Here is a 24308-nt window from a genome sequence, read left to right as displayed (position 1 = left end):
CAAAATTAAGGACCCGGCCTAATCCGCGCAACCGCTACCGGATGGATGGTGAGTGTGTGGGATAACGCCTGGTCAGTTGGCGGATAGCGGCCAGATGGCACAGGGCTACCATCGGTACAACAAAGCCGGGGAGCCAGACAAAGGGGAATTTCAGAATACCGACATTGGGCTGTTCAAAATTGAGCTGCTGCAAAAACGTCGGGGCCGAGAGCAGGGCGATTGTTACAATATTAATCAGCAGGAGCAGAGCAAGCAGGTGCCAGATCAGCAGCACCCGTGTGGGCAACTGTTTGCGGAACACCAGCCAGCCAATGACGGGGGCCGTTATGCCCGACAGTATATCCGGATTTAAGCCTTCGAAGGTCATCATGAGTGGGATTTGCCGGTGCAAAAACAGACCGAATAACACCAGTTCAACAGGAATCCGGATGAGATGGAAATACGTGAGTGGACGAAGCGGCAGCGTATCCAGAAACCGTTTACCTGCCTGCGTCAGCGTCAACGTGATGAGACTGGCAAAAACCGGGACGACTACCAGCATAATACGCGGTGGTATGGTGGCCAGATTCAGAAAGAACTCATTAGCGGCCAGGGATCCGGTCAGGGCCAGCCAGCCAGTGGCTAGTCCCGTAAACCAAATGGCCTTTCGGGGAGAGGTGGTGTGCAGGAGATAGTAAAAAAAGGCGAGGGCGAAAACGGTAACCCCCACAAAACCGGCGGCGAGCCATATCGGGAGTTGTTGGTAAAGCGCTGAAAGATCGGGTGTCATATCGTTGCCGTTTGATTGTGATATGACGGTAAAGCAACTGCTTTCTGGTAGGAATACCCAATTGAAAGACAGGAAGAAAGCTGAATGGTACCGGAATCGGGGCTGAATGGTCAGGCGGTTACCGGGCTTGCCAGCCATTTTTTCAGATCAGCGCTCCGGTACCGGCTAATGGTGACCGGTTCGGTGTTGTGGTCTTTATGCAGGGCCGGCCGAAGCGCAACCTGAAGCTTACGGTTGGTGTCATCCTGTAAACTGGTAATGGCCGACCGGTGGGCAATGATCTGCCGGTTGAGCTGAAAAAAGGTGGATTCAGGGAGTTGCGGGCTAATCCGGGTGAGTGCATCGTAAGCCGTAACGATCTGTTGTCCGTCGGTTTTCAGGAGCAATACCAGCCCGTTAGTCAGGTAAAAATAGGCAATCTCATCGGGTAGCAGGTACAGGGTGCGGTTGCCGGCATCAATCAATAATCGGGCGGGTCCGGCGGGAAAGGGTATGGCGGTTTCGGTAGCTACCGGAGCGGGTGCGTTTTTTGGGGTCTGGAGCAGCCGCACCAGATAACGACCCACATACGCCCCGTTGATAAGGGTGGCCAGGGTGGTACAGACGACGGTGCCTGTCAGTATAAGCGCCGGTGCCGGCCACTGACCGGTGTAAATACGGATCGCCGAGGGGAATACAAGCGAGAAGGTCAGCAGCGTAAGGCTACCGCCAAGACCGATTTGCCAGCGCAATCGTCTGTGAGTACCCTCATAAAACGGGATGCGCCGGTCGAGCCAGTGAAAAAGACGGAAATTAACTTCCCAGCAGCAAAGCATCACCGTTGCCACCGTCAGGAAGTAGGGCAGCGGGAAGTGGTAGCCGGGCTGAAAGGGAAACCGCCTGCCAAATACCACATGCGACACGATGGTGGCTGCCACCGGAATGGCAACCAATCGTAACAGGGTATCTCGCCGGCGGTTAATGGGTTCCAACGCGGTAGTTATTTATAGAGCAGGTATTTCTGCCGCATCTTCTTGTAGTTGGAGAGCCCCGGCTCCCAGCTCTTCCGGATTTCAGCTTCCGGCGTACCGGCCATGATTTGCTTTTTCAGGTTTTCGGTGCCCGCCAGCTTGTCAAAATTACCCATTTGTTTGCTGAAGCTCATGTCGAAAAACTTCTCTTTTTCAGGATAGGCGTTATATAACTCAATCAGCCATTTCAGGTTGATCTGCCGGGTCTGGTAAAACGTGCTGGTGTTATATTCCCGCAGGTCGAGGCCGTAGCAATCGTTGTTCTGGTGCAGCGGTGTTTCGCTCATACCCGGGATCGAAACCGGCTTGAACGAAAACGCATACTTGCCTTTCAGCGCTGGTGCGCCCAGCACAGTGAACGGGAAGTGCGTACCCCGTCCCTGGCTCACAATCGTGCCTTCGAACGGGCACAGGCTCGGATACAGCAGAATCGACTGAGGCGTGTTCAGGTTCGGCGACGGTGGTACGGGCAGCACATACGGCGTATCGTGGGTATAGTTGGCTACCTTGATGATTTTGAGCTTGCATTGCGCCTTATTGGCCAGCCAGCCCTCGCCATTCAGCATCTGCGCAAACTCACCGATGGTCATGCCATGGGTGATCGGAATCCGGTGCCGGCCAATGCCCGACCGCAGGTGATCTTCCAGAATCGGCCCGTCGACGCAAAAGCCGTTGGGGTTCGGGCGGTCCAGAATCATGAGTTCCTTGCCGTTTTCGGCGCAGGCTTCCATGACATATTGCAGCGTGTTGATGTAGGTATAAAAGCGGCACCCTACGTCCTGCACGTCGAAGATCATCAGGTCCACGTCGGCCATGTCTTCCTTGCTGGGTTTGTGGTGTTTGCCATACAACGAAATAATGGGGATACCCGTTTTGGCATCAACCGCATCATCTACTTTGGCGCCATTACTGGCATTGCCCCGGAAACCGTGTTCGGGCCCGAATACCTTAACGATCTTCACGCCAAGACTTTGCAGACTATCAACACTCAGTTTGTTTCCGATAGTGGAGGTCTGGTTAACGAGCATACCCACGCGCTTGCCTTTCAGATAGGGCAGGTATTTAGCCGTTTGGTCAGCACCGGTCACCGGCGCCTTGCGTTGCATCGACTGCGGTTCGGTAAGGGCCGGCGTGAGCGCAGGGAGTGTTGCCGATGCGATGAGCAGGGCCGAAAAGAAAGCGTAAAATTTCATGTTTGTTGCAGAAAAGGAAACAACAAAGGTAAGAAGAGAATACTGAATCGCTGATGAAAGACGATCCTATGTTGTCGGAAAGAGGCATCTGTGGCAATGTGTTCATTGTTTCACAGCTATTTTATGTTTCACATACATAAAAAGGGGGTTTATCTACGGTATCGTTGCTTTCATGGACTTATGTGCATGCTTCTTGGCTGTGCCTATCGCTTTAGATAGCTTTGAAGTTGATTTGACAGGCAAAATGGTCGACAAAGAGACTTTAATGAGCCCGAAAAAGTAACGTACATGTACTCTAACCAACTTTAAATGAACACACAAACTCTACTCGTTTTAAGCCGCGCTTTGATCCATTGGCCGGGCAGGCAAAGGGTCAGGCTGCTCCATTGTCTTCGGTTTATTTGTCTGGCTTTATTGCTGGCTGTTGGTATCCGGCAATCAGCACAAGCACAAACCCAACTCATACAGAGAGTAAAAAAACAGGCAGGTGTGCGGAATACAAATGCCACCCCTTTATCACTGACGATAACCCCTTCTCAGGCTAGTTACACGGAAGGGCAAAGCGTTACCGTTACGTTCTCAGGGGCAACCGTGGGAGATAATTATAATCTTGCGCTGTATGATAACTCAAATGATTACAATAAATTTGATAATGACGTTGATATTCAGGCTAATACGACCGGAAGTAACACGATTTTAGGCTGGGTAAGTACTCAGGACTCTTATTTCGTTGTGAGGTTTAAGTCCGGGTCAGCGGCTTCTGCGAGGATATTAGGCATTATCAACACAAATGCAGGAAAAAGTAACGACTATGGCGATAGCCAGTCGTTTGCGATTGTTGCTCCGGTATCTACGCCGGTTTTCTGTAACACGATCGCTTATGTTACGCCAACGGGAGCAGGTGCCAACGATGGCAGCAGCTGGGCGAATGCCTTGCCCGGTGCGCAACTCGCACAAGCTTTGTCAACAGCCTGTGCCAATACAACGTTCCTGGTCGGCAGTGGTTTGTATAAACCAACCACCGGTACCGATCAGACGGCCAGTTTCACCGTTGCATCCGGAGTACAGGTATATGGCGGGTATGTAGTCTCCGGCAACACTGCCACGCGCGAAACGTTTGTGGTCGGTACGCCGGGCAGCACCACTTTCTCGGGTGACATCGGTACGTCGGCTTCGACGGACAATAGTTATCAGGTTATACAAATCGTTGGTACAACGGCCGGTACCCGGCTGGATGGCATAGTCATCACCGCAGGCTGTAGTAATGCGCTAAACAGTGGGGGAGGGATTTACAGTACCGGAGCCAGCTACACACTGGCGAATGCAACATTGACAGATAATGCCGCTAATCAAGGCGGTGCTGTATTTATGCAGGGCGGAAACCTGTTTGTTACCGGAACGAGTATCACGCGGAATACCGCTAATATGGATGGTGGCGCACTGTATTTTACCGATGCGGCAACGTTCGTAGTAGACAACAGCTCACTGTCAGACAACAGATCAAGTAACAGTAACGGTGGTGCTGTGTATACAGCTGGAAGTCTTACGGTTTCGGTTACCAGCAGTACCATCGGGCAGAACTCCGCTCCGTATGACGGAGGAGCCTTTCGGGTTAACGGAAGCGTTGTCCTTGCCATGACAGGAAGTAAAGTATTTGGTAACGCCTCAGTAAGCAGCAATGGGGGCGTATTTAAAATTTCGGGCGGATTAACAGCGACCATTACCAGCAGCAGTATCAGCCAGAATACATCCAACGTGAATGGTGCATGCTTTGATGTCTCGAATGCCGTCAATCTGACGCTCACCAACAGCGCTTTTATTCGAAATATAGCCCGAAACAGTAATGGCGGGGTGGTCAACAGCAGCGCAGGCCTGACGGCGGTTATTACCAGCTGTAGTGTGAGCCAGAACTCAGCCAGCTACGGTGGGGGCGTTGGTAATCTGTCAGGTGCTGTCAGTCTGACGGTCACGGACAGTGATTTATCCGGCAATAACTGTACAAACAGTAATGGAGGCGTAATTAATACCAGCTCACCTATACATGCGGTTATCAATAACACACATATCCGGCAGAACGTAGCGAGAAATACTGGAGGGGTATTTAATACTAACGGGTCAATGAACCTAATGCTGTCAAACAGCGACCTTTCGCAAAATATCGCCAGCAACAGTAACGGTGGTGTTGTTTATGCAGGCAGTCTGACGGCTGTAGTTACTAGTTGTACGGTCAGTCAGAATTCGGCGAATTCGAGTGGGGGGGCGCTTTACAGCCAGGGAGTAACTGCGCTGACATTGACGAATGGGGATATTCGTAATAACAGTTCATCCAACAGTAACGGCGGTTTTTTATATGCCCAGTCTAGTCTGAATGTATGGATGGATGGGGTCAGGATGGAGCAGAACAAAGCCAATAACTCAGGAGGAGCTGTTTACTCATCGGGTTTTGGGACACTCTCAGCCAAGAACAGCGTATTCAATCAGAATCAGGTTATCCTAAGTGGCAACGGAGGGGTTTTTTACTTTAGTTCCGGTATAGACGCTACCATCACCAGCAGCTCAGTTACCCAGAATAGTGCTCCCAATTCAGGAGCGGCGCTCTATGGCGGCTATGGCGGAACGAGCCACTTCGCGATTGACAATAGTTTGTTCTCCCAAAATCTGGTTTCGCAAGGCGGTAATGGTGGGGTTCTTTACGTTTCTTCTACCCTGGCGGCTACCATCACCAGCACAACCATGAGCCAGAATACATCGCCTAGCGGAGGGGCCGCTATCGCAGCCTCATCAGGGTCAACGACCTTTGTTACGGATAATTCCTACTTCACGGGCAACATCGTCACTCAGGGAGGAACCGGCGGTGCTCTGTATCTGAATGGCGGTATTACATCCATTAAAAACAGCGTTTTTACCGGCAACCGCAGTCCCAACCCCGGTGGGGCTATCTATGTAGGCTCTCCAACCGCGTTGACCGTAGCCAATACACTTATTCAACAGAACAGTGTAGGGCAGGGCGGCCCGGGCGGTGGCATGATGCTGAATGGCGCAACCGGCAGCATCACTAGTACAACCATGAGCCAGAATACAGCGGCCAACGGTGGGGGCGGTCTTTATGTAAGTAGTTCCGGAAGCCTGACGCTGGCTAACAGCCTGATCAGTCAGAACGTTTCGCCTGCCAGTGATGGGGGGGGACTTTATACAACCGGAGGAATTACAACACATCTGACCAACGTAACCATTTCGCAGAACAGTGCTCCTCAAGGGCTGGGCGGTGGCGCTTATGTGTCTACTAACGGCCAGATGACAAACTGTGTTATCACGCAGAATAGTGCCCTGAGTGGCGGAGGGATTGTAAGTGAAGGAAATGAGTTTACGCTGGTGAATAACCTGTTCACCGGCAATGCGGCTTCAGAAAGTGGTGGCGCCATGTTAACAGATGCTGCCATTACCGTGGTCAACCAAACTATTTCCGGCAACAGCGCTCCGACGGGCAGCGCGGTGTCGGTTTTAGGAGGTGGGGTACTCGACCTCAAAAACAGCATCGTCTGGAACAACGCCACACCGGCCAACAGCTTCTCGGTGGACGGAACTGCTTCGCTTTCACTGACCAACAGCATCAGTGATCCGGCAGCGACGGGCTTCGGCAGCGGCGGCAACAACAAGACAGGTGATCCGCTGTTTATGAATGCCGCCACGGGTGACTTTACGCTGAAAGGCTGCTCACCGGCCATCAATGCCGGTGTAGATGCCGTCAACACGACGACTACTGATCTGGCCGGGCTAAACCGGAAAGCATCTACAATTGATATGGGAGCCTACGAGTTCCAGGGCACACCGGTAAGCCTGACCCTGACGGCAACGGCCTCAAAAACGCTGGCCTGTACGGGCGAAATCCTGCCGCTGACGGCCAGTCTGAGCGGCGGCACCAGCCCGTACAGCTACAGCTGGACAACGACGGATACCGGCGTAACGCTGCCGTCGTCGGCCACGGGTTCTCCGTTATCGGTAACGCTGACGGGCGCGGGCCAGAAATCATTTACGGTAACCGGTCAGGATGCCGGCGGTTGTACGGCTACGCCGGTAGTCGTTAGCGTCAGTGTGGTAAATGGGGTAAGCATTACGGCCCAGCCGGTGGCTTCGTCGGCCGTGTGTGTGGGTGTGGCCGTGAGCGTACCGGTCAGTGTGACCGGTGATGTGATCAGTCAGCAGTGGTATAAGAACGGCAGTCCGGTAGCCAGCCAGACGGCTACAACCCTGAGCCTGACTGCTACGACGGCTGATGCCGGCAGTTATCAGCTGATTATACAGACAAGTGGCTGTGGTAGCCTGACGAGCTCGGCGTTTAGCCTTACCGTTAGCGAGGTAGTGGCAATTAGCTCGCAGCCGGCCGGGGCTTCGGCGGTCTGCGTAGGCGCGCCGGTGAGTGTGCCGGTGAGCGTTACCGGTGCGGGGGCGACCTATCAGTGGTATAAAGGCGGTTCGCCGGTTGGCGGTCAGACAACGGCCACCTTGAGCATTCCGTCGCCAACGGTTGCCGATGCGGGTTCGTACTCACTGGTGGTAACCGGTGGCTGCAACAGCGTAACCTCATCGGCGTTCAGTCTGACGGTACATGCTGCGCCTGTTGTGACGATCACACCATCGACAACAACTATTGCCGGTGGGCAGTCGGCAACGCTGACGGCATCCGGTGCCAATAGTTATATCTGGAGCAATAGCTCAAGTCAGACAGCCATCAGTGTTTCTCCGACACAAACGACCGTATATTCAGTAACCGGCACCAGCAACGGCTGTATCGGTACCGCCACAACAACCGTTTCGGTGACCTGTAACAGTTCCGTTGTGGCCGATGCGGTGTCAATGACGCAGAATCTGGTGTTAGGCGGCAGCAACTGCGCGGTTACGCTACAGGGGTATGGTTTCGGCAATGCCTTCACCGTTACGGGCCCTGATGGTTACGTATTCAGTACGGTATACCGCAGACCGGGTTTATACACCGTAAACGCGCTGAACGTTAAGCAGCCGGGCACGTACACCATGAACACAAGCTATACCGACGCCTGTGGCCGTGTAACCAACGATACGGTGACGTATGTAGTGACGGGGGAAGCCTGTAAGTAAGCTAAAATAATTACGGCTATCTGTCAGGTCATGGCAGATAGCCTTATCATAAATGTCAAATCTATAAAGCAAATGTGTACATTTAAACAGAAGTGGTACAGATTTCTTGTTCCGCTAGTGGTCTTCCTTTTAGGTATCGCTGATTCGACCTATGCGCAGACAAAGCGTGATCTGAGAAATTTTAAGGAACCTGTAGTAACGGATCAGAAATCAGCTAAGGCAGAAAGAACAAAGACTGCCAGGCTGAAAAAGGTAGCTTCAGTCGCAAAAAGTAAGTCGTCTATTGTCATTACGCGGTCCTTACCGGCATCACTGGTTGCTGACTTTACCGGATTAGCCGATTCGTATTGTGCGGATCAGCCATCTGTGCTGTTGACAGGCAATCAGGCACCGGCCGGTAAATTCCTGGGTATTGGCGTAACAGACAACGGAAATGGTACGGCTACCTTTGATCCGGCTACTGCCAGCGCTAAAGGAGCTATTACTTATATTTTTTCACCCGCTGTTGTCTGGTCAAAAATTGCTGCTGCCGGCTATAATAACCTGGGCATTAAACCGGATGGGTCTCTTTGGCAATGGGGTACATTAAGTGCAGGCAAAGTGCCTGTACAGGTCGGTACGGATACCGACTGGAAAGAAATTGCTGTCGGCGGAAACTTTTTCCTGGGGATCAAAACCAATGGAACGCTTTGGGCATGGGGATACGGTAATGCCGGACAGCTCGGGATTGGCCAGGCTTCTTTAACGGAGTCACCTGTGCAGGTTGGTACAGATACCGACTGGAAGAGCATTGCTGCCGGCCAGGCGCACGCAGCCGCACTTAAAACAGACGGAAGCCTGTGGTCATGGGGGTTTAATCAATACGGTCAAGTCGGAAATAGTACGAATGCCAATCAGTTAACGCCACTTAAGATTGGGACGGATAACAACTGGACAAAAGTGTTTGCTAATGATCAGCGTAGTTTTGCGATCAAGACAGATGGGACGCTGTGGGGCTGGGGAAGAAATAACTACAACCAGTTAGGTACCTCTGCCGGTGACAAGAATGTACCGACGCAGGTCGGTACGGATACCGACTGGATGACCATTGCTCCGACATTTAGTCAGACGTTTGCGCTCAAAACCGGTAAGACATTATGGGTTTGGGGGTATAACGGTGGACGGTTCGGAAACGGTACGAATACTCAGGCGAGCACGGCAACACCGGTGCAAATCGGTACGGATACCGACTGGAAAGAACTTTCGGCAGGGCATACTCCTACGTTGGTCATTAAAGATAACGGGAGCCTGTGGGGATTCGGTAATAACTACTACGGACAGGTTGGTGATGGCACAGCAACAACAAATGTGTTAACGATTAAACAAATCGGTACCGGAACCGACTGGAAGAAAGTGGCCAATGGTGATTTTCACAGCGTTGGTATGAAAAGCGATGGTACCGTCTGGGTATGGGGCTACAACGGTTCTGATCGTACATTAGGGAACGGGACAAACATAGACAGTTATGAACCGATGCCGATAGCGGCTGCTGTGATGGAAAAAACAGTAGAAGTTGGGCCTGTTGCGAGCGTAACTCTTACCGGATTGAGCACGACATATTGTTCGAGTGCCTCTTCGGTAACGATCACGGGAAGTAAAGCTCCGGCCGGTACCTTTACCGGAGCCGGTATTACGGATAATGGCGATGGAACGGCTACGTTTAATCCGCTGACGGCTGGTACAAGCAGCACCATTACCTATACCTACCTCAACAAGGCCGCCACGTTTGTACAACTGTCGGCCGGTTATTACGCGTCGATGGGTATCAAGTCAGACGGGACGCTCTGGGGCTGGGGGTATAATGGTGACGGCAACATGGGCAATGGCAATTCCGGTGATCTGGAAAGCGCTACGCAAATCGGGAACGATTTATGGAAGCAGGTTTCTACCAGTGGCTATGCGACAACGCTGGGTATAAAACGGGACGGTACACTCTGGGCCTGGGGATATAATAGTTACGGAACGTTTGGGGATGGTACTACAAACAGTTCAAATGATCCGGTGAAAATCGGGAATGATACATGGAAACAGGTCTCGGCCGGTTATTACCACAGTATGGGTATTAAAGCAGACGGTACCTTGTGGGGCTGGGGGTATAATGGGTATGGTGAACTGGGAAATGGAAGTACAACAGATAAAGAGTCACCTACTCAGGTTGGTACAGATAATGACTGGGCCGAAGTGTCTGCCGGCTACTATTATACATTGGCGCGCAAAACAGACGGAAGCCTGTGGGCATGGGGATCTGGTGGAGACGGACAGCTTGGAAATGGCGCTACCGATGATATGTCTACTCCTGTAAAAATTGGTACGGCTTCATGGAAGCAGGTGTGTGCCGGTGAGGCCACTAGTCTGGCAATCAGAGCAGACGGTACACTCTGGGGCTGGGGATATAATGGAAACGGACACATAGGTAACGGTACTTATACGAATACCAACGTTCCTGTACAGGTAGGTTCAGACACAAACTGGGATCAGGTTGTTACCGGTGTTGAGGGTGAGCAGTCACTGGGAATTAAAACAAACGGGACGCTGTGGGGCTGGGGGGATAACGGCTATGGTGGTTCCGGCATTGGTGAGGTGTACGATGTGAATGTACCAACGCAGGTAGGTACGGATACCGACTGGAAATCAGTCGCTGCCGGTAATTATCACTCAATCGGTATTAAAAAAGATGGTATACTGTGGGGTTGGGGCTATAATGAATATGGTGAAGTAGGGAATGGGGTAGCCGATGGAGAATCCTATTATACTCCGATTCTGTCGACGGCTAATACCGGCGGCACGGTTGTCTGTGCGTCAACTGCTAGCCAGACCGTAACGATGAACAGCCCTTCTCTAACGATCACGGCAGCTCCTTCGCTGACTATTGCCCTGGGACAAAGTACAACATTAACGGCAACCGGAGCCACCAGCTACACATGGAGCACATCGTCGACGGATGCGGCTATAACCGCTTCACCAACGGTTTCCACTAATTATTCTGTTAGTGCAACCGGAGATAATGGATGTGTTGGCAGTACATCGGCAACCGTTTCTGTAGATTGTGGTTTAGTGCCGGCTCAGGCAATTTCACCGACTGTAATCGGTATTCTGGGGCCAGGAAACTGTCCGATTACCGTTAATACGACTGCTGTAGGCAATAGCATTGTCTTTGAAGGTCCTGGTGGTTTTGTATTCAGTAACGTATTCAGAAAAGCAGGATCAAACCCGGTGAAAGCTGTCGGTATCAAACAGCCCGGTATTTATAAGATGACAACAACATCATCAAATGCCTGTGGACAGGTCAGCACGCAGACAGTATCCTTTGAAATAACGGGTATAGGTTGTAATTAACCTATATAACGTTCGCATAAAAAAGCGTCGATTGGCAGCATGCTGCCAATCGACGCTTTTTTATGCGTGTTCAGTACGCCGCTGTAGACAAGCCAGCTAATTGGTCCGCGTAATCAGGCCTTTCTGAATATGCCGCCTGTTGAGTGTTGCCCGGTACTGCTCCCCGATTGGTATTGTATGGCCCGAGGACAGTATGAGTTCTGTTTTCCCGATCTGAACAATGGCCGACCGGTTGACCAGATAAGACCGGTGAACGCGCAGAAAGGTGTTGCCTTTGAGAGATTCTTCCACTTTTGAGATGGAAAGAAGCGGCATGTATGATTGGTTTATGGTAACAATGTGAAGAAAATTTTCCTGTGCTTTCATGAACAGTACGTTTTCATAAGCAATCTGAACGTAATTCTGATTTTCGCGGATCAGAAAATAGGGCTCAATATCAGCTTGCCGCAGCAGATCAAACCGGTGACGGGCTTTTTCTACGGCACGTATGAACCGGTCTGGACTGATTGGCTTCAGCAAAAAATCAACCGGAGAAACATCAAAGCAATCCAGCGCTTGCTCACGATGGGCGGATACGAAAATGACCATCGGGGGGTCCTGCAGATTGCGGATAAAATTTAGTCCGGAACCCCCTGGTATATCAATATCACAAATAATTAAATCAACCGCGTGTTCCGCCAGGAGCGCATGGCCCTCAAGTGCGGAAGAACACGTAGCGGTGAGTTCCAGAAAAGGACTTGCCTGTACCATGTGGATGATGGTGGCAAGCCAGTGTACATCATGCTCAATAATCAATGTAGTAAGCTTCATCATAGTCACAAGTCAGAAAGGAACTATATCGGCAAGACAGCATGGTTTGTTAAAAAAACAGCTGGGTTGTCATAGTTACCTGACTGTGTATTGATCGAAAAGGACACACATTTTTACGAAAAAAAATACGCCGGAAATAACGTAAAAGTTAACAGGTTGAATAAAAGGGTCATAGCTTGATTGTTGCTTCAGAAGGCACTTTAGAAAAAGAAAAAGAACCCGTAGGGGTAACCGCTTCCTCAATTGTCATGTACCTGCCAGCCAATCAGGTAACCTATGATTCAGAATTCCCTGTTAGTTTTGCAGTACAACGGCAAACGAACAGTGCAAACAACAGAACAGAACATACTGGAAGCTATCCGCGCAGGCAATGAACGGATTTATGAAGGGGTCTTCCGGCAGTATTACCCGTTGCTGTGTCGATACGCAAATTCGATACTCAACGATTACGACGAGGCCGAAGAGATGGTACAGGCGATGTTCCTGAATGTCTGGGAACGACGGGAAACATTGATTATCAGTACCTCACTGAAGTCATACCTCTATCAGGCCGTTCATAACCGGTGTCTGAATCAGATCAAACACCGGCAGGTGCGGGCGGTTTATCAGCAACAGGCCGAAATCGAGCCTGTGCCAACGGCATTGTCGCCCGCCCACAGTGTGGTGGCCGACGAGCTGAACGCACGGGTACAGGCTGCTATTGGCCGGTTACCGGAACAATGCCGGCGGGTATTTGAACTAAGCCGGTTCGAAGAATTGAAATATCAGGAAATCGCCGATCAGCTCGGTATCTCCATTAAAACCGTTGAAAACCAGATTGGGAAAGCTTTACGCATTTTACGTACAGAATTGGCCGACTATCTGCCGCTTTTACTCCTGCTAAATCATTCGGTAGCTGATTGGTTGTCGCAGCCGGAATCGCTCGACGCCCTAATCAGTGTGATCAGTTAATCAGCAAGTATGATGAACAACGAGCAACTACCGATAGATGATAGCCTGATCGGCAAATACCTCGCCGGCGAAGCCACCGCCGACGAAGCGGAACGGGTGCGCCGCTGGCTGGACGAAGGCCCGGAACAGGCCGCCGAGCTGGACCGGTTCGGACGTATCTGGGACGAAGCCGCCAACGTACCGGCCGGCCGTGTGGTCGATACCGATGCCGCCTGGGCAAAAGTGAATCGCCGGATGAAAGCCCTTCCGGCCGACACGCCGCCGGAGACTGGCCGGGAGCCGGTAATCCGGCCGTTGCATACGCATGCACCGCAACAACCGGTGCGTGACCGGCAACCGATCTGGCGCGTAGCGGCGGCCGTGGTGTTGCTGCTGGGTGCGGGCTGGATCGGATACCAGTGGCTGACACCAGGTCCTGTGCATATGCAGCTGGCCCAAACGCAGGCCGCTAAACAAACCGTTACCCTGCCGGATGGCTCTACCGTACTCCTGAACCGGAACAGCCGGCTGGATTTTCCGGATGCCTTCACCGACAGCACACGGCAGGTAACGCTCACCGGTGAGGCGTTTTTTGACATCAAACCCGATGCCGACCACCCGTTTGTAATCAGCGCCCGGGGCACAACCGTGCGCGTGTTGGGTACCTCGTTTACGGTTCGGGCCTATAGTGATACGGTTCGGGTGGCCGTGGCGACAGGGCGTGTACAGTTTGCGGCCAGAAAACAGCGCATTGTCCTCCGCCCCGACGAAGAGGCGGTGTACCTGGAACGGGAAGATACCATCCGCAAGGCCGCGTTTTTATCGCCGAATGTAATGGCATTCCGGACCAACCGGCTGACGTTCGATAAAACAACCCTGACAGAGGTGGTGCGGTCGATCAGCGAGTTGTATGGACAGCCCGTTACCCTGTCGAGCGATGCGATTAAGAACTGCCGGTATACCGGATCATTCGAAAATGAGAAGCTCGAAGAGGTACTGGAAATCGTGGCTACGTCGCTGAAACTGAAAGTAGAGCGGTCGGGGCAGGGGTATGTGCTGGCCGGAAATTCCTGCCAGTAATAGGGGGAAATACCGGTTGGGGTGTCATGGCCTAAACTAGATTCGGTTTATGAAGTTTTGCCTATACGTATTCGTCTGCTGGCTGATGCTGACTATGGTACTGTCTTCCACGGCATCAGCTCAGGCAATTTCTCCGCTTGAACGTCTTATTTCAGTTGATTTACGGACGGACCGTCTGGAAGAATCCCTGCGGCAGATTGAGCAGCAGGGGCGCTTTACGTTCTCCTATAACCCGACGATTCTGGCCGGATTCCGTCCGGTCACCCTGCGGCTGAATGCACAGCCGGTGCGGGTGGTATTAACGCAGCTTTTCAAAGGATCGGCCATTGCCTTCAGAGCAAAGGGCAACCACATTATTCTGACTCAACAGGAAATTACCGCTACGACCCCGACTCACTTTATCGTTGATGGCTATATCATCGACGAAAAAACGGGACAGCGGCTGGTACAGGCCAGTATTTACGAACGCACAACGCTGGCCTCGGCCGTCAGCAATCCGTTTGGCTATTACCGGCTGCGCCTGCCAACGGCCCTGCCCAATGTCCGGCTTGAGGTGCGGAAGAATACCTACGAAGGCGAAACCGTGCTTATTCCCCGTAAGCAAACGCAGTCGCTCAACATTCAGTTGCGGCCTATTCCGCCGCCGCCGGCCCAAATGCCGAAAGTCGCCGATATCCGTCCGGTACTACCGACCGTGCCCGCGCCCGACACCATCCGTCCGACGGTGGTAACGCCTTCCGTGGATGTACTGCCGGTTCCGGTTAGTGATACCCTGGCAAAACCCGAACGCGTGCCGTTGCAGAGTGTCTGGCGCAGCGCCCTGCTGGATGTAAACAACTGGCTATTATCGGCAAAGCAGATGGCCCACGATATCAACCTGAGCCGCGATACACTGTATCGTGAATGGCAGGTGTCGTTCCTGCCTTTTATCGGTACCAACCACATGCTGAGCGGCCGGCTGATCAACGGCTATTCGCTGAACGCCATCGCCGGTTATTCGCTGGGTGTCCGGCAGCTCGAAGTGGGTGGGGTGCTGAACATGGTGCGGGGCGATGTGATGGGGGTACAGGTGGCCGGTGTCGGAAACCTGGTGGGTGAAAACGTCATTGGCGTGCAGGTCGGCGGGGCGCTGAATACCATCCGGCGGAACATGACCGGTGTGCAGGTGGGTGGGGCGGCCAACGTGGTTGGCGGCCATATGGAGGGCGTACAGGTGGGCGGCGCGTTCAATACGGTTCTCGGCAACATAGACGGGGTGCAGATTGCCGGCGCGTTTAACATGAATACCGGCCATGTTCACGGTGTTCAGATTGCCGGCGCCTTCAATGTGGCGAACGGCGATGTCGTTGGCGGGCAGATTGCCGGCGCACTGAACCTGGCGACACGAAGCGTTTCGCGTGGCTGGCAGGTATCAGGCTTGCTGAACTACGCCCATGCGCTCCGGCGCGGCAGCGGTCAGCTGGGCATCATCAACATCGCCGATTCAACGGCAGCCACATCGATCGGGCTTCTGAACATTGTGCGCCGCAATGGCTACCGGCGGTTTGAACTCGGCATAAACGAAACCCAAATGACCTCCTTTACCATGAAGCTGGGTAGCCGCTGGTTCTACAATGTCTTTTCCGGCGGCACACTGCTGACCAACGGCACACTGCCGACAATCTGGCAGGTCGGCTATGGGCTGGGGACCAACCTGGTCCTGAAAAAGCACTGGGGTATTTCGGTCGATGCCACGGCTCATCACGTATTCGAAGCGGGGAGGCGCTACACCGACCCAAACTGGATGCTGCGGTTTAACCCGATGCTGGAACTGCGGGTTGGCCGGGTAGCGTTCTCGGCAGGCCCGTCGCTGGTGGCTTATCATCCGTCTTCGACCGGAGCCGATCCGCTGGCGGGCCGCAGCCTGTGGCTGTCGAACCGGCCTGCTACCAGCGAGCTGACCTGGTCACACAACGGCTGGACCGGCTGGGTCGGCTTTCAGGCCGGCGTGCGGCTGACGTCGCGGCGGTAATCTGCTACCGGACCGGGAAGTCATTCAGCATGGTCCGGTAGCTGTCTCCAATGGGAATGGTCGTTTCCCCGATCTGGATGTCCTGCCTGCCAACCGCTGTTATATGCCGCAGATTCACCAGAAAAGAGCGGTGTACCCGCCGGAAATGCTGGTTTGGCAATAACTCACTTAAGCTTTTCATGGTCATGTGGATGATGTAGGACCGGTGCGGGGTTTTCAGCAGAATATAGTCTTTTATCGACTGAGCGTACATAATGTCTGCATGCAATAGTTTGACCAACTGGCCATCTACCTTGAAATAGGTATGCGGCACCGGGGGCATAACAGCCGCCGTGCGTTTAAGGAACCGGTCGATGCTCTGCCCGAACCGGTGATAGGTAATGGGTTTCAATACATAATCGACTGCTTCCAGCTCGTAGCTTTCGACGGCATAGTCCGGGTAGGCGGTGGTAAAAATAACGGCAGGCGGTTGTCTGAGTTGACGAATAAAGTCAACACCGGTTAGTAAGGGCAGCTGAATATCCAGAAAAATAAGATCAACCGGATAGTTTGTAACTGCCTCAAATGCTTCCAGCGCGTTTGGGCAGCTTTTTATGAGCACTAAATCAGCTGTTTGCTGTATGTATGTCTCCAGAACCTGACGCGCCAGCGGCTCATCATCGACAATAAGGCACTTAATCATTTGACGATAATAGTAAACGTAACCGGAGAAAATAACAGGTGTTGTCGGGTTGAATACTTAATTCGTGTTGATCCGGATAAAGCAACGCCAGTTGTTTGGAGACGTTAGCCAGTCCGATACCCGGATCAGCCCTGGTGTGCCCTGCTGCCTGAACCATACTGTTACGGGTTTCCAGAATAAGCTCATGGTCTATCAACACCAGCACAATCTGCACAAAGCCGGTACGGATTTCCTGACTAAGACCATGTTTGAAGGTGTTTTCAACGAAAGGCAGCAACAGCAAAGGTTCGATAAATATCCGGTTATGAATCCCCTGCGTCTCAAACCGGATAGATGCTTTATCGGAAAAACGCATGGACTCAACGGCTACGTAATTACTCAGGAAGTTAATCTCTTCATCCAGCGGAACCCGTTTCTTTCTGGCCCGATAAAGAATATACCGCATGATGTCAGCATGACGGGCTACGAGCGAAGCCGTTTTAACAGAACCATGCAACGCCAGTGAGTAGATGGTATTCAGTGTGTTAAAGAAAAAATGGGGCTGCAACTGGGCCCGCAGTGAATCAAGTTCAGTCTGTAACTGGTGCTGACTCAGCTCGTGAAGCCGCTGCTGCTGCCGGACCGATTGCTGGTAATAACCCAGGGCCGATACCATCAGTAGTTCGCGGATGATGTAAACGATGCTGAAATGAAGCAGAACGTTTGAATGGTACCATTTTCGGGCCGACACGAGCATTGTTTCGGGCAAAAACCACAGATTCATCACCAGCCCATACATCACATAATGCAGATAACCATCCAGTAAAAAGAGAAAAACCAGCAGCCGCCAGCCAAATGTCCGGTATCGTTTTTCGAATAGAGCGGGAAGAATCAGTTTGTAATACAGCCAGTACGGAATCGTGCGCAATACGCCATAAATCAATCGTTCCAGCAGCGATAGCAGGGAGGGGAGCCGGCCGGTTTTTTCGTAGAGATTATACTCAAAATCGGTCAGGATCGAAAACAGGATGAATACAATGCCGAAGAAAAGGACTTCCGGCAGGCTTAACTTCAATGATTTGACCATCGTTACGCATTCGTATCCCTGAAAATACAACAGACCTTCGGGGACATCAACTGACGGCGCTGTATTTCGACTAATCCGGCTTTTTTTTCGACCAACAAAAGCTGGTCGATTTTCCTGTCTGCTTCACCGAATCGGATAGACCGGGCAAATACTATGACGCTATTTTTGGGCTTATCAATCGCAACACAAGTTGATTATGAAGCCGTTTTTCCGACAAATCGTAGTATTCCCGCTCCTGTTTCCGGTCAGCCTTATCGCGCAGGATGTGCATCACCTGATAAAGGCTGTTTACGAAAAGCAGGCCTCCCTGACAACAGTAAGTTATACGCTGGAGCGGACCGACACGCTGGTTACGGGGCATGTCCGGCAGCTGAACGGGCAGGCGGCCATACGGCCTGACCGGAATGACCACCGCCTGGGTTTCTGGTTTCGGGCAAAGCAGGACGATATCGCCGGTGAAGTAATCTATGATGGCCATGTGGGGTATGTGACTGATGATCACAAAAAAACATATACCCTCGTCACTGACACAACCGCTTTTGCCAGCCTGCTCTACCAATCGGGGGGGCGGATGGTTGTCTCTGATCTCATCCGGCTGGATACCACAAAAGTTGTCCGTTTCCAGCTGACGCAGGACGATGCGTATTACTTTCTGACGATGCATTACGCTGACATTAAACAATATGACGTAATAAACCGGTATAAGCAGCTACAAATCGACCGTTCTACCCTATTGCCTGTGCGTGTGCGGCAACATCAGGAAACCCTGGGCAAAGTACAGGATCTGTTCTACAAAATCAGCTCAGTTAAAATAAATACGGTTCTGGCCGACAGTCTGTTCCGGGAACCGGCCTTTCTGCAGACCTATCGTCAGGAACTGCCGGTCGTCAATAGTAAGAAACCGGCGGGGCGGTTGGTGGGGCAGCCGGCACCGGATTTCCGGCTGGCCACGCTTCAGGGCGATTCGCTGTCATCAACCGCCTTTGCAGGCAAAGTGACGTTGCTGGATTTCTGGGAGGTATGGTGCGGCCCCTGTCTGGCGTCGATGCCGAAAGTGGAGCAGCTGTACCGCAAGTACAACCAGCAGGGTTTACAGGTTTACGGCATTACGCATGAAGTTCAGCAACTGGATGCGGTCCGGCGGCTGCTGACGAAGTGGCAACTGCCTTTCCTGACGCTAATCGGTTCTAATCAGGTGCGGCAAAGGTATGGGCTTGACGTTATTCCGTTCTATGTGCTTATTGATCGGAAGGGGGTAATCCGGCTGGTCAGTCAGGGCTTTTCGGATGATATTGAGCGGACGGTGCAGCAGTTAGTGAGCCAATAGCCGGTAAACAAAACGGGCGAAGATAACGATTTATCTCCGCCCGTTGTCTATATCAGTTCGCCTGCCTTACAGCACGACGTTGACAATCCGCTTCGGCACCACCACCACTTTTTTCGGTGTTTTGCCTTCCAGCCATTTCTGTACCACGTCATTGGCCAGCACTTCCTGCTCGATCTCCGATGCCGCCCGGTCGGTGGCAAACGAGATCGTGGTCCGCACTTTGCCGTTGATCTGAATCGGATACTCAAAGGCATCTTCGACCAGGAATTTCGGATCGAAAACCGGGAAGCTGGCCGATGACACCGTGCCCGGCTCGTTGCCGAGGGCTGCCCACAGCTCTTCGGTAATGTGCGGCGCAAACGGCGATAGCAACAGGACCAGATCCTGCAAGACAGCCCGCTTGCGGCACTTCAGCGTCGACAGCTCATTGACACACACCATGAACGCACTGACCGACGTGTTAAACGAATAATTATCAATGTCTTCCTGCACCTTTTTGATTGTCTTGTGCAGGATTTTCAGCTCGGCCGGGGCTGGGGCTTCGTCCGTAACGACCCATTTCGACGTACCATCGGCTTTCTCTTCGTAGAACAAGCGCCAGAACTTACGGATAAACCGGAACGTACCGTCGATGCCGTTGGTGTTCCAGGGCTTGGCCTGTTCCAGCGGGCCTAAAAACATCTCGTACAAACGCAGTACGTCGGCGCCGTAACGCTCTACGACCGTGTCGGGGTTCACCACGTTGTACTTCGACTTGGACATTTTCTCGACTTCGGCACCTACCACGTATTTACCATCCGGCTCGGTGATAAACTCCGCGCCATCGGCCAGGTCAGGACGTTGCTTTTTGAACGCCTCAATGTCCAGTACGTCGTTTTCAACAATATTCACGTCAACGTGCAGCGGGGTTACCTCGCGGCCGTTGATTTGGTTCAGTGATACAAATACCGGCGGAACTCCTTCGATTCCTGTCCCTTTAATCCGGTACGCAAAATTCGACCGGCCCTGAATCATGCCCTGGTTGATCAGCTTCTTAAACGGCTCTTCCTGCGTCACATAGCCACGGTCTTTCAGAAATTTGTTCCAGAAACGGCTGTAGAGCAGGTGACCCGTTGCGTGCTCAGAACCACCCATGTACAGATCGACATCCTGCCAGTAGGCGATGGCTTCTTTCGACGCAAATTCGCTGTCGTTTTTCGGGTCCATGTACCGGTACCAGTACCACGACGAACCCGCCCAGCCCGGCATCGTCGACAGTTCGTATTCGTAATTTCCCTCTCCTTGTGAAGGGGAGGGGTTAGGGGTGGGGTTATATTTCCAGCCTTCTGCCCGTGCCAGCGGTGGTTCGCCGGTTTCGGTAGGCAGGTACTTATCAACGGCCGGCAGCTCAAGCGGCAGCTCACTTTCGTCGATCAGGTATGGCAATACGGTTCCGTTGGCATCGGCTTTGAAGTAAACCGGCACCGGTTCGCCCCAATACCGCTGACGGCTGAACACGGCGTCGCGCATCCGGTAGTTCACCCGTGCGCTGCCCAGACCGCGTTCTTCCAGCCAGGCAATCAACGTAGCCGTGGCCTCTTTGTAGGTCATGCCATTGATGATACCCGAATTGATATAGCGGCCTTCTTTGGTATTATCAGCTTGTGTATCAACATCTTTCTGCGTGTCCAGAATGGCCACAATCGGCAGCCCGAAATGCGTGGCAAACGTCCAGTCGCGCTGATCGCCCGATGGTACGGCCATCACCGCGCCGGTGCCATACCCCGCCAGCACGTAGTCGGCCAGCCAGATCGGTACTTTTTCGCCGCTGAACGGATTGAGGCAATAGCTGCCGGTAAACACCCCTGAAACCGTTTTTACGTCCGACATCCGGTCGCGTTCTGAGCGCAGTTTGGCCGCGTTGACGTAAGCCTCAACGGCGTCGCGCTGCTCCGGAGTGGTCAGGCTGCCGACCAGTTCATGTTCCGGTGCCAGCACCATAAAGGTTACCCCGTAGATGGTATCCACCCGTGTCGTAAACACCTCAATTGAGGTCGCCGCATCTGTTTCCAGCGCAAACTTAACCGACGCCCCGACCGACTTACCGATCCAGTTGCGTTGTTGTTCCTTGATCGATTCCGACCAGTCGATGGTATCCAGACCTGTCAGGAGCCGGTCGGCATAGGCCGTGATCCGCATCATCCACTGCCGCATTTTCTTTTGCTCGACCGGATAACCGCCCCGCTCCGAAACGCCGTCTTTCACCTCGTCGTTGGCCAGTACTGTACCCAGTGCCGGGCACCAGTTCACGACCGCATCGGCCAGATAGGTCAGGCGGTAATGCAGGGTAATGGCATGCCGTTCGGTGGCCGACAGGTTGTTCCATTCGGCCGCTGTAAAGGCAGGTGTGTCGGCGTCGCAAACGGCGTTTACGTCGGTAGTACCGTTGGTTGCAAATTTCTCCAGCAGGGTGCTGATCGGTTCTGCACGGTCGGTATCTTTATTATACCAGCTGTTGAACAGCTCCATGAAAATCCACTGTGTCCATTTATAATACGACGGGTCGGAGGTACGTACCTCGCGGCTCCAGTCGTAGCTGAACCCGATCTGCTTTAACTGCTTGATGTAGGTGGCAATGTTATTTTCGGTCGTAATCGCCGGATGCTGACCGGTTTGAATGGCATATTGCTCGGCTGGTAGCCCGAACGAGTCGAAGCCCATCGGGTGCAGCACATTGAAGCCCTTCAGCCGCTTATACCGCGACACGATGTCGGAGGCAATGTATCCCAGCGGGTGGCCTACGTGCAGACCCGCTCCCGATGGATAGGGGAACATGTCCAGGACATAGAATTTAGGCTTTGACGATGCCTGTCCGGCGGCATCCGTGGTAGTGCGGTAGGTCTGGTTTTCGTCCCAGAACCGCTGCCATTTCTGTTCGGTCTCGCGGTGATTGTAGTCAGCCATATTCATGCTTATGAATAATGGACAATGTATAATGGATCATGAACAATTGGTCTGCGGTAGCATCATTGTTCATTCGTCATTATCCATTCTTCATTCAGGTACCTCTTTTATTAAAATTTTTGCAAAAATAGCCGTTTCGGATGACTTTTGTTGTACTCAGTTGAGAAGTAATATCGCATGGAGGATAAACAAACGTCAAATTTTTCCGGGCTTCGTCCAAAAGACCGCCCGCTTGTATGGTCCCGCTGGCTAATAATCGTGACAATTACCGTTTTAGCGCTGATTATTTACGCAGTCGGTGATTTCCGGTTTCCGCTTTCCGACGGCGATGATACCGATCAGTACGAATATGCCGGGTACTATTTTTTTAAGAATATTTCGTTCGGGCTCATTCCTCATCTGAATCTCGATAACGATCAGACATTTTATCCATACGGCACCCTGCAGGTTTTTCTGCCGTGGGGCTTTGAACGTGACTACTGGTATGCGTTCTGTTACTGGCTCAACGACGGACCGGGGCCGTATCTTCAGTTTTACTACGTGTTCAGCATAGTCATTACGGCGATTGGTACGTTTTGGTTGCTTCGTGCGTTTTTTCCGCCGTGGCAGCTGGCCATTGTCAGCCTGGCGGTATCGGTGTTTAATTTCTACGGGCTCTGGAAATACCCCGTACACCTGAACGTTTGTGTCGGCCACTGGACCATCCTTTGCATCGTGGCAACATACCGGCTGCTCTGGCAGCTGTATCACCGGCAGCGGCTTTCGCTGCTGTTTCTGCTGGTATGGGCGTGGCTGCATGTACAGATATTGGGGCTTGAATTAGGCTATGTAGCTGGTTTTGCCCTGACGTTCACTACCGTTGCCGTACCGTTCGGGATGTATTTATTATACCGGAATAATCCCGGAATCAGCCATTGGCCGGTACAGTTAATGGCCTGGGTTTCCCGCGAATACAGGCAGCGATCTACGCTTATTTGGGTAATTGCCGGGTTGATGCTGCTGAACATATACCTGTATGTGCCGCTCACCTTACAGATTGCGTTTACGGCCTGGAAATTTGATTTCAGCGTGATGCCCCCGTCGCGGCTGTGGTCGCATCCGGCCCGATTGCTGATTCCGCACCTGCCGTATCTGAATCAGTATGAGCAGCAATACGAAAAATATTTTAAGGATAGCTATGAAAGTTACGGGCAGACGAGTCCGGGGTTATATCTGGTCTTGCTGGCCATAATCGGTTTCTGGCAGATGCGCCGTCAGATTCCGCTCTGGGGGCCGGTTGTGCTGACACTTGCCTTGTGTCTGCTCTATCATCCGGCGCTGGTGCCGACGCTGAAAGTTTTCCCGTGGTTTAGCTTTAACCGGCACGGCGGGCGCGCCACGCTGATTTACCCCATATTGCTGAGTTTTTTAGCACTTGGTATGCGTTTGCCAACACGTTTACCCGCCAGGATGGCGCTGAGCCTGATCGGCCTATTGATGCTGGCCGAGTGGCAGTTTGGTTATTACTACTTTACAATCTATCACCTGCCACCGTTACCGGCGGATGTGTATACCTACATGGAGCGGGTGCACAAGACGCCGGGCGAGGCCGTACTGGATTGGCCGTTCTGTGTTGTCGGCGCCGATGGGACAGGAATGCAGGAGGGGCTTTGTCCGCATTACGATGCCCAGAATGCGGTCTTCACCTTCCGTCGGTTCTACGACAAGAAAGTCGTCGGACAGTATTTCGGGCGATTGCATCCGGATCAGATCAAACCTTTCCTGCGCGACGGCTGGCCGAAACGCTTATCGCCCGGGTATCTGTTCACCGCTGCCGACTGGACATTTTTTGACAATTACCTGCGGACGAACGACTTTGCCGGTATTAATCTCTATCCTGAACTATTGCCGGCAGGCATGGCTGCGCAGTTTTATGCGCGTTATGGCAAACCGGTCGCCGAAACGCGGTTGCCGTCGGCGGGGCGGGTGCAGTTTCTGGCGTTGAAGCGGTGACGGTT

The 24308-nt window shown here is 52.6% G+C and carries 14 protein-coding genes; 7 read left to right on the top strand and 7 right to left on the bottom strand.

Annotated features, from left to right (window positions below; all coding sequences use genetic code 11):
• Positions 1-34 precede the first annotated feature (34 nt).
• From BLX24_RS08625 to BLX24_RS08615, 3 genes are all read right to left on the bottom strand, one after another.
• Positions 35-769, bottom strand: coding sequence for a DUF8737 domain-containing protein (locus BLX24_RS08625; protein WP_071502809.1), 735 nt, complete (start codon positions 767-769; stop codon positions 35-37).
• Between the two features lie 110 nt (positions 770-879).
• Positions 880-1740 (bottom strand): LytTR family DNA-binding domain-containing protein, encoded by an 861-nt coding sequence (locus BLX24_RS08620; RefSeq protein ID WP_071502695.1) that lies wholly within the window; start codon positions 1738-1740, stop codon positions 880-882.
• An 8-nt stretch (positions 1741-1748) separates the two neighbouring features.
• Positions 1749-2972: an exo-beta-N-acetylmuramidase NamZ family protein gene (locus BLX24_RS08615; RefSeq protein ID WP_071502694.1), complete on the bottom strand. Its 1224-nt coding sequence runs from the start codon at positions 2970-2972 to the stop codon at positions 1749-1751.
• A gap of 489 nt (positions 2973-3461) precedes the next feature.
• Here BLX24_RS08615 and BLX24_RS08610 point away from each other — a divergent pair, with 489 nt between their 5' ends.
• Complete coding sequence (locus BLX24_RS08610; protein ID WP_177225804.1) at positions 3462-8087, top strand: beta strand repeat-containing protein; 4626 nt, start codon at positions 3462-3464, stop codon at positions 8085-8087.
• Between the two features lie 117 nt (positions 8088-8204).
• Positions 8205-11462 (top strand): RCC1 domain-containing protein, encoded by a 3258-nt coding sequence (locus BLX24_RS08605; RefSeq protein WP_071502692.1) that lies wholly within the window; start codon positions 8205-8207, stop codon positions 11460-11462.
• A 96-nt stretch (positions 11463-11558) separates the two neighbouring features.
• Here the strand turns inward: BLX24_RS08605 and BLX24_RS08600 are convergent, their stop codons facing one another.
• Positions 11559-12275: a LytR/AlgR family response regulator transcription factor gene (locus BLX24_RS08600; RefSeq protein ID WP_229201739.1), complete on the bottom strand. Its 717-nt coding sequence runs from the start codon at positions 12273-12275 to the stop codon at positions 11559-11561.
• Positions 12276-12596: 321 nt separating this feature from the next.
• Here BLX24_RS08600 and BLX24_RS08595 point away from each other — a divergent pair, with 321 nt between their 5' ends.
• The 3 genes from BLX24_RS08595 to BLX24_RS08585 are packed head-to-tail and all read left to right on the top strand — an operon-like array spanning position 12597 to position 16293.
• Positions 12597-13223, top strand: coding sequence for an RNA polymerase sigma-70 factor (locus BLX24_RS08595; RefSeq protein WP_229201738.1), 627 nt, complete (start codon positions 12597-12599; stop codon positions 13221-13223).
• A gap of 9 nt (positions 13224-13232) precedes the next feature.
• Positions 13233-14282, top strand: a complete 1050-nt coding sequence (locus BLX24_RS08590) for a FecR domain-containing protein (RefSeq protein ID WP_083421865.1) — start codon at positions 13233-13235, stop codon at positions 14280-14282.
• 49 nt (positions 14283-14331) lie between these two features.
• Complete coding sequence (locus BLX24_RS08585; protein ID WP_143092614.1) at positions 14332-16293, top strand: STN and carboxypeptidase regulatory-like domain-containing protein; 1962 nt, start codon at positions 14332-14334, stop codon at positions 16291-16293.
• 4 nt (positions 16294-16297) lie between these two features.
• Here the strand turns inward: BLX24_RS08585 and BLX24_RS08580 are convergent, their stop codons facing one another.
• Together BLX24_RS08580 and BLX24_RS08575 are read right to left on the bottom strand one after the other, a co-directional pair.
• Positions 16298-16975, bottom strand: a complete 678-nt coding sequence (locus BLX24_RS08580; RefSeq protein WP_071502689.1) for a LytR/AlgR family response regulator transcription factor — start codon at positions 16973-16975, stop codon at positions 16298-16300.
• Complete coding sequence (locus BLX24_RS08575) at positions 16968-18041, bottom strand: sensor histidine kinase (RefSeq protein WP_143092613.1); 1074 nt, start codon at positions 18039-18041, stop codon at positions 16968-16970. The genes BLX24_RS08580 and BLX24_RS08575 overlap by 8 nt, the downstream gene beginning before the upstream one ends.
• Positions 18042-18237: 196 nt before the next feature.
• Here BLX24_RS08575 and BLX24_RS08570 point away from each other — a divergent pair, with 196 nt between their 5' ends.
• Positions 18238-19368 (top strand): TlpA disulfide reductase family protein, encoded by a 1131-nt coding sequence (locus tag BLX24_RS08570; RefSeq protein WP_071502687.1) that lies wholly within the window; start codon positions 18238-18240, stop codon positions 19366-19368.
• A 66-nt stretch (positions 19369-19434) separates the two neighbouring features.
• Here BLX24_RS08570 and leuS read toward each other — a convergent pair whose 3' ends face one another.
• Positions 19435-22311, bottom strand: coding sequence for a leucine--tRNA ligase (gene leuS / locus BLX24_RS08565; protein ID WP_071502806.1), 2877 nt, complete (start codon positions 22309-22311; stop codon positions 19435-19437).
• A gap of 258 nt (positions 22312-22569) precedes the next feature.
• Between leuS and BLX24_RS08560 the strand changes: the two genes are divergently transcribed.
• Positions 22570-24303, top strand: coding sequence for a hypothetical protein (locus BLX24_RS08560; RefSeq protein ID WP_229201737.1), 1734 nt, complete (start codon positions 22570-22572; stop codon positions 24301-24303).
• The last annotated feature ends 5 nt before the right edge of the window (positions 24304-24308 follow it).

Source organism: Arsenicibacter rosenii, assembly GCF_001870735.1.
In the GTDB taxonomy this organism is placed as follows: Bacteria; Bacteroidota; Bacteroidia; order Cytophagales; family Spirosomataceae; genus Arsenicibacter; species Arsenicibacter rosenii.
Note: the sequence above shows the minus strand (reverse complement) of the source record. Positions and strands in the feature narration are given on the sequence as shown.

Bases quoted from the DNA above. Each gene is read 5' to 3' on its own strand.
- leuS (WP_071502806.1), bottom strand. From the start codon at position 22,311: ATGGCTGACTACAATCACCGCGAGACCGAACAGAAATGGCAGCGGTTC.
- BLX24_RS08615 (WP_071502694.1), bottom strand. From the start codon at position 2,972: ATGAAATTTTACGCTTTCTTTTCGGCCCTGCTCATCGCATCGGCAACA.
- BLX24_RS08580 (WP_071502689.1), bottom strand. From the start codon at position 16,975: ATGATTAAGTGCCTTATTGTCGATGATGAGCCGCTGGCGCGTCAGGTT.
- BLX24_RS08570 (WP_071502687.1), top strand. From the start codon at position 18,238: ATGAAGCCGTTTTTCCGACAAATCGTAGTATTCCCGCTCCTGTTTCCG.
- BLX24_RS08585 (WP_143092614.1), top strand. From the start codon at position 14,332: ATGAAGTTTTGCCTATACGTATTCGTCTGCTGGCTGATGCTGACTATG.
- BLX24_RS08590 (WP_083421865.1), top strand. From the start codon at position 13,233: ATGATGAACAACGAGCAACTACCGATAGATGATAGCCTGATCGGCAAA.
- BLX24_RS08575 (WP_143092613.1), bottom strand. From the start codon at position 18,041: ATGGTCAAATCATTGAAGTTAAGCCTGCCGGAAGTCCTTTTCTTCGGC.
- BLX24_RS08600 (WP_229201739.1), bottom strand. From the start codon at position 12,275: ATGATGAAGCTTACTACATTGATTATTGAGCATGATGTACACTGGCTT.
- BLX24_RS08625 (WP_071502809.1), bottom strand. From the start codon at position 769: ATGACACCCGATCTTTCAGCGCTTTACCAACAACTCCCGATATGGCTC.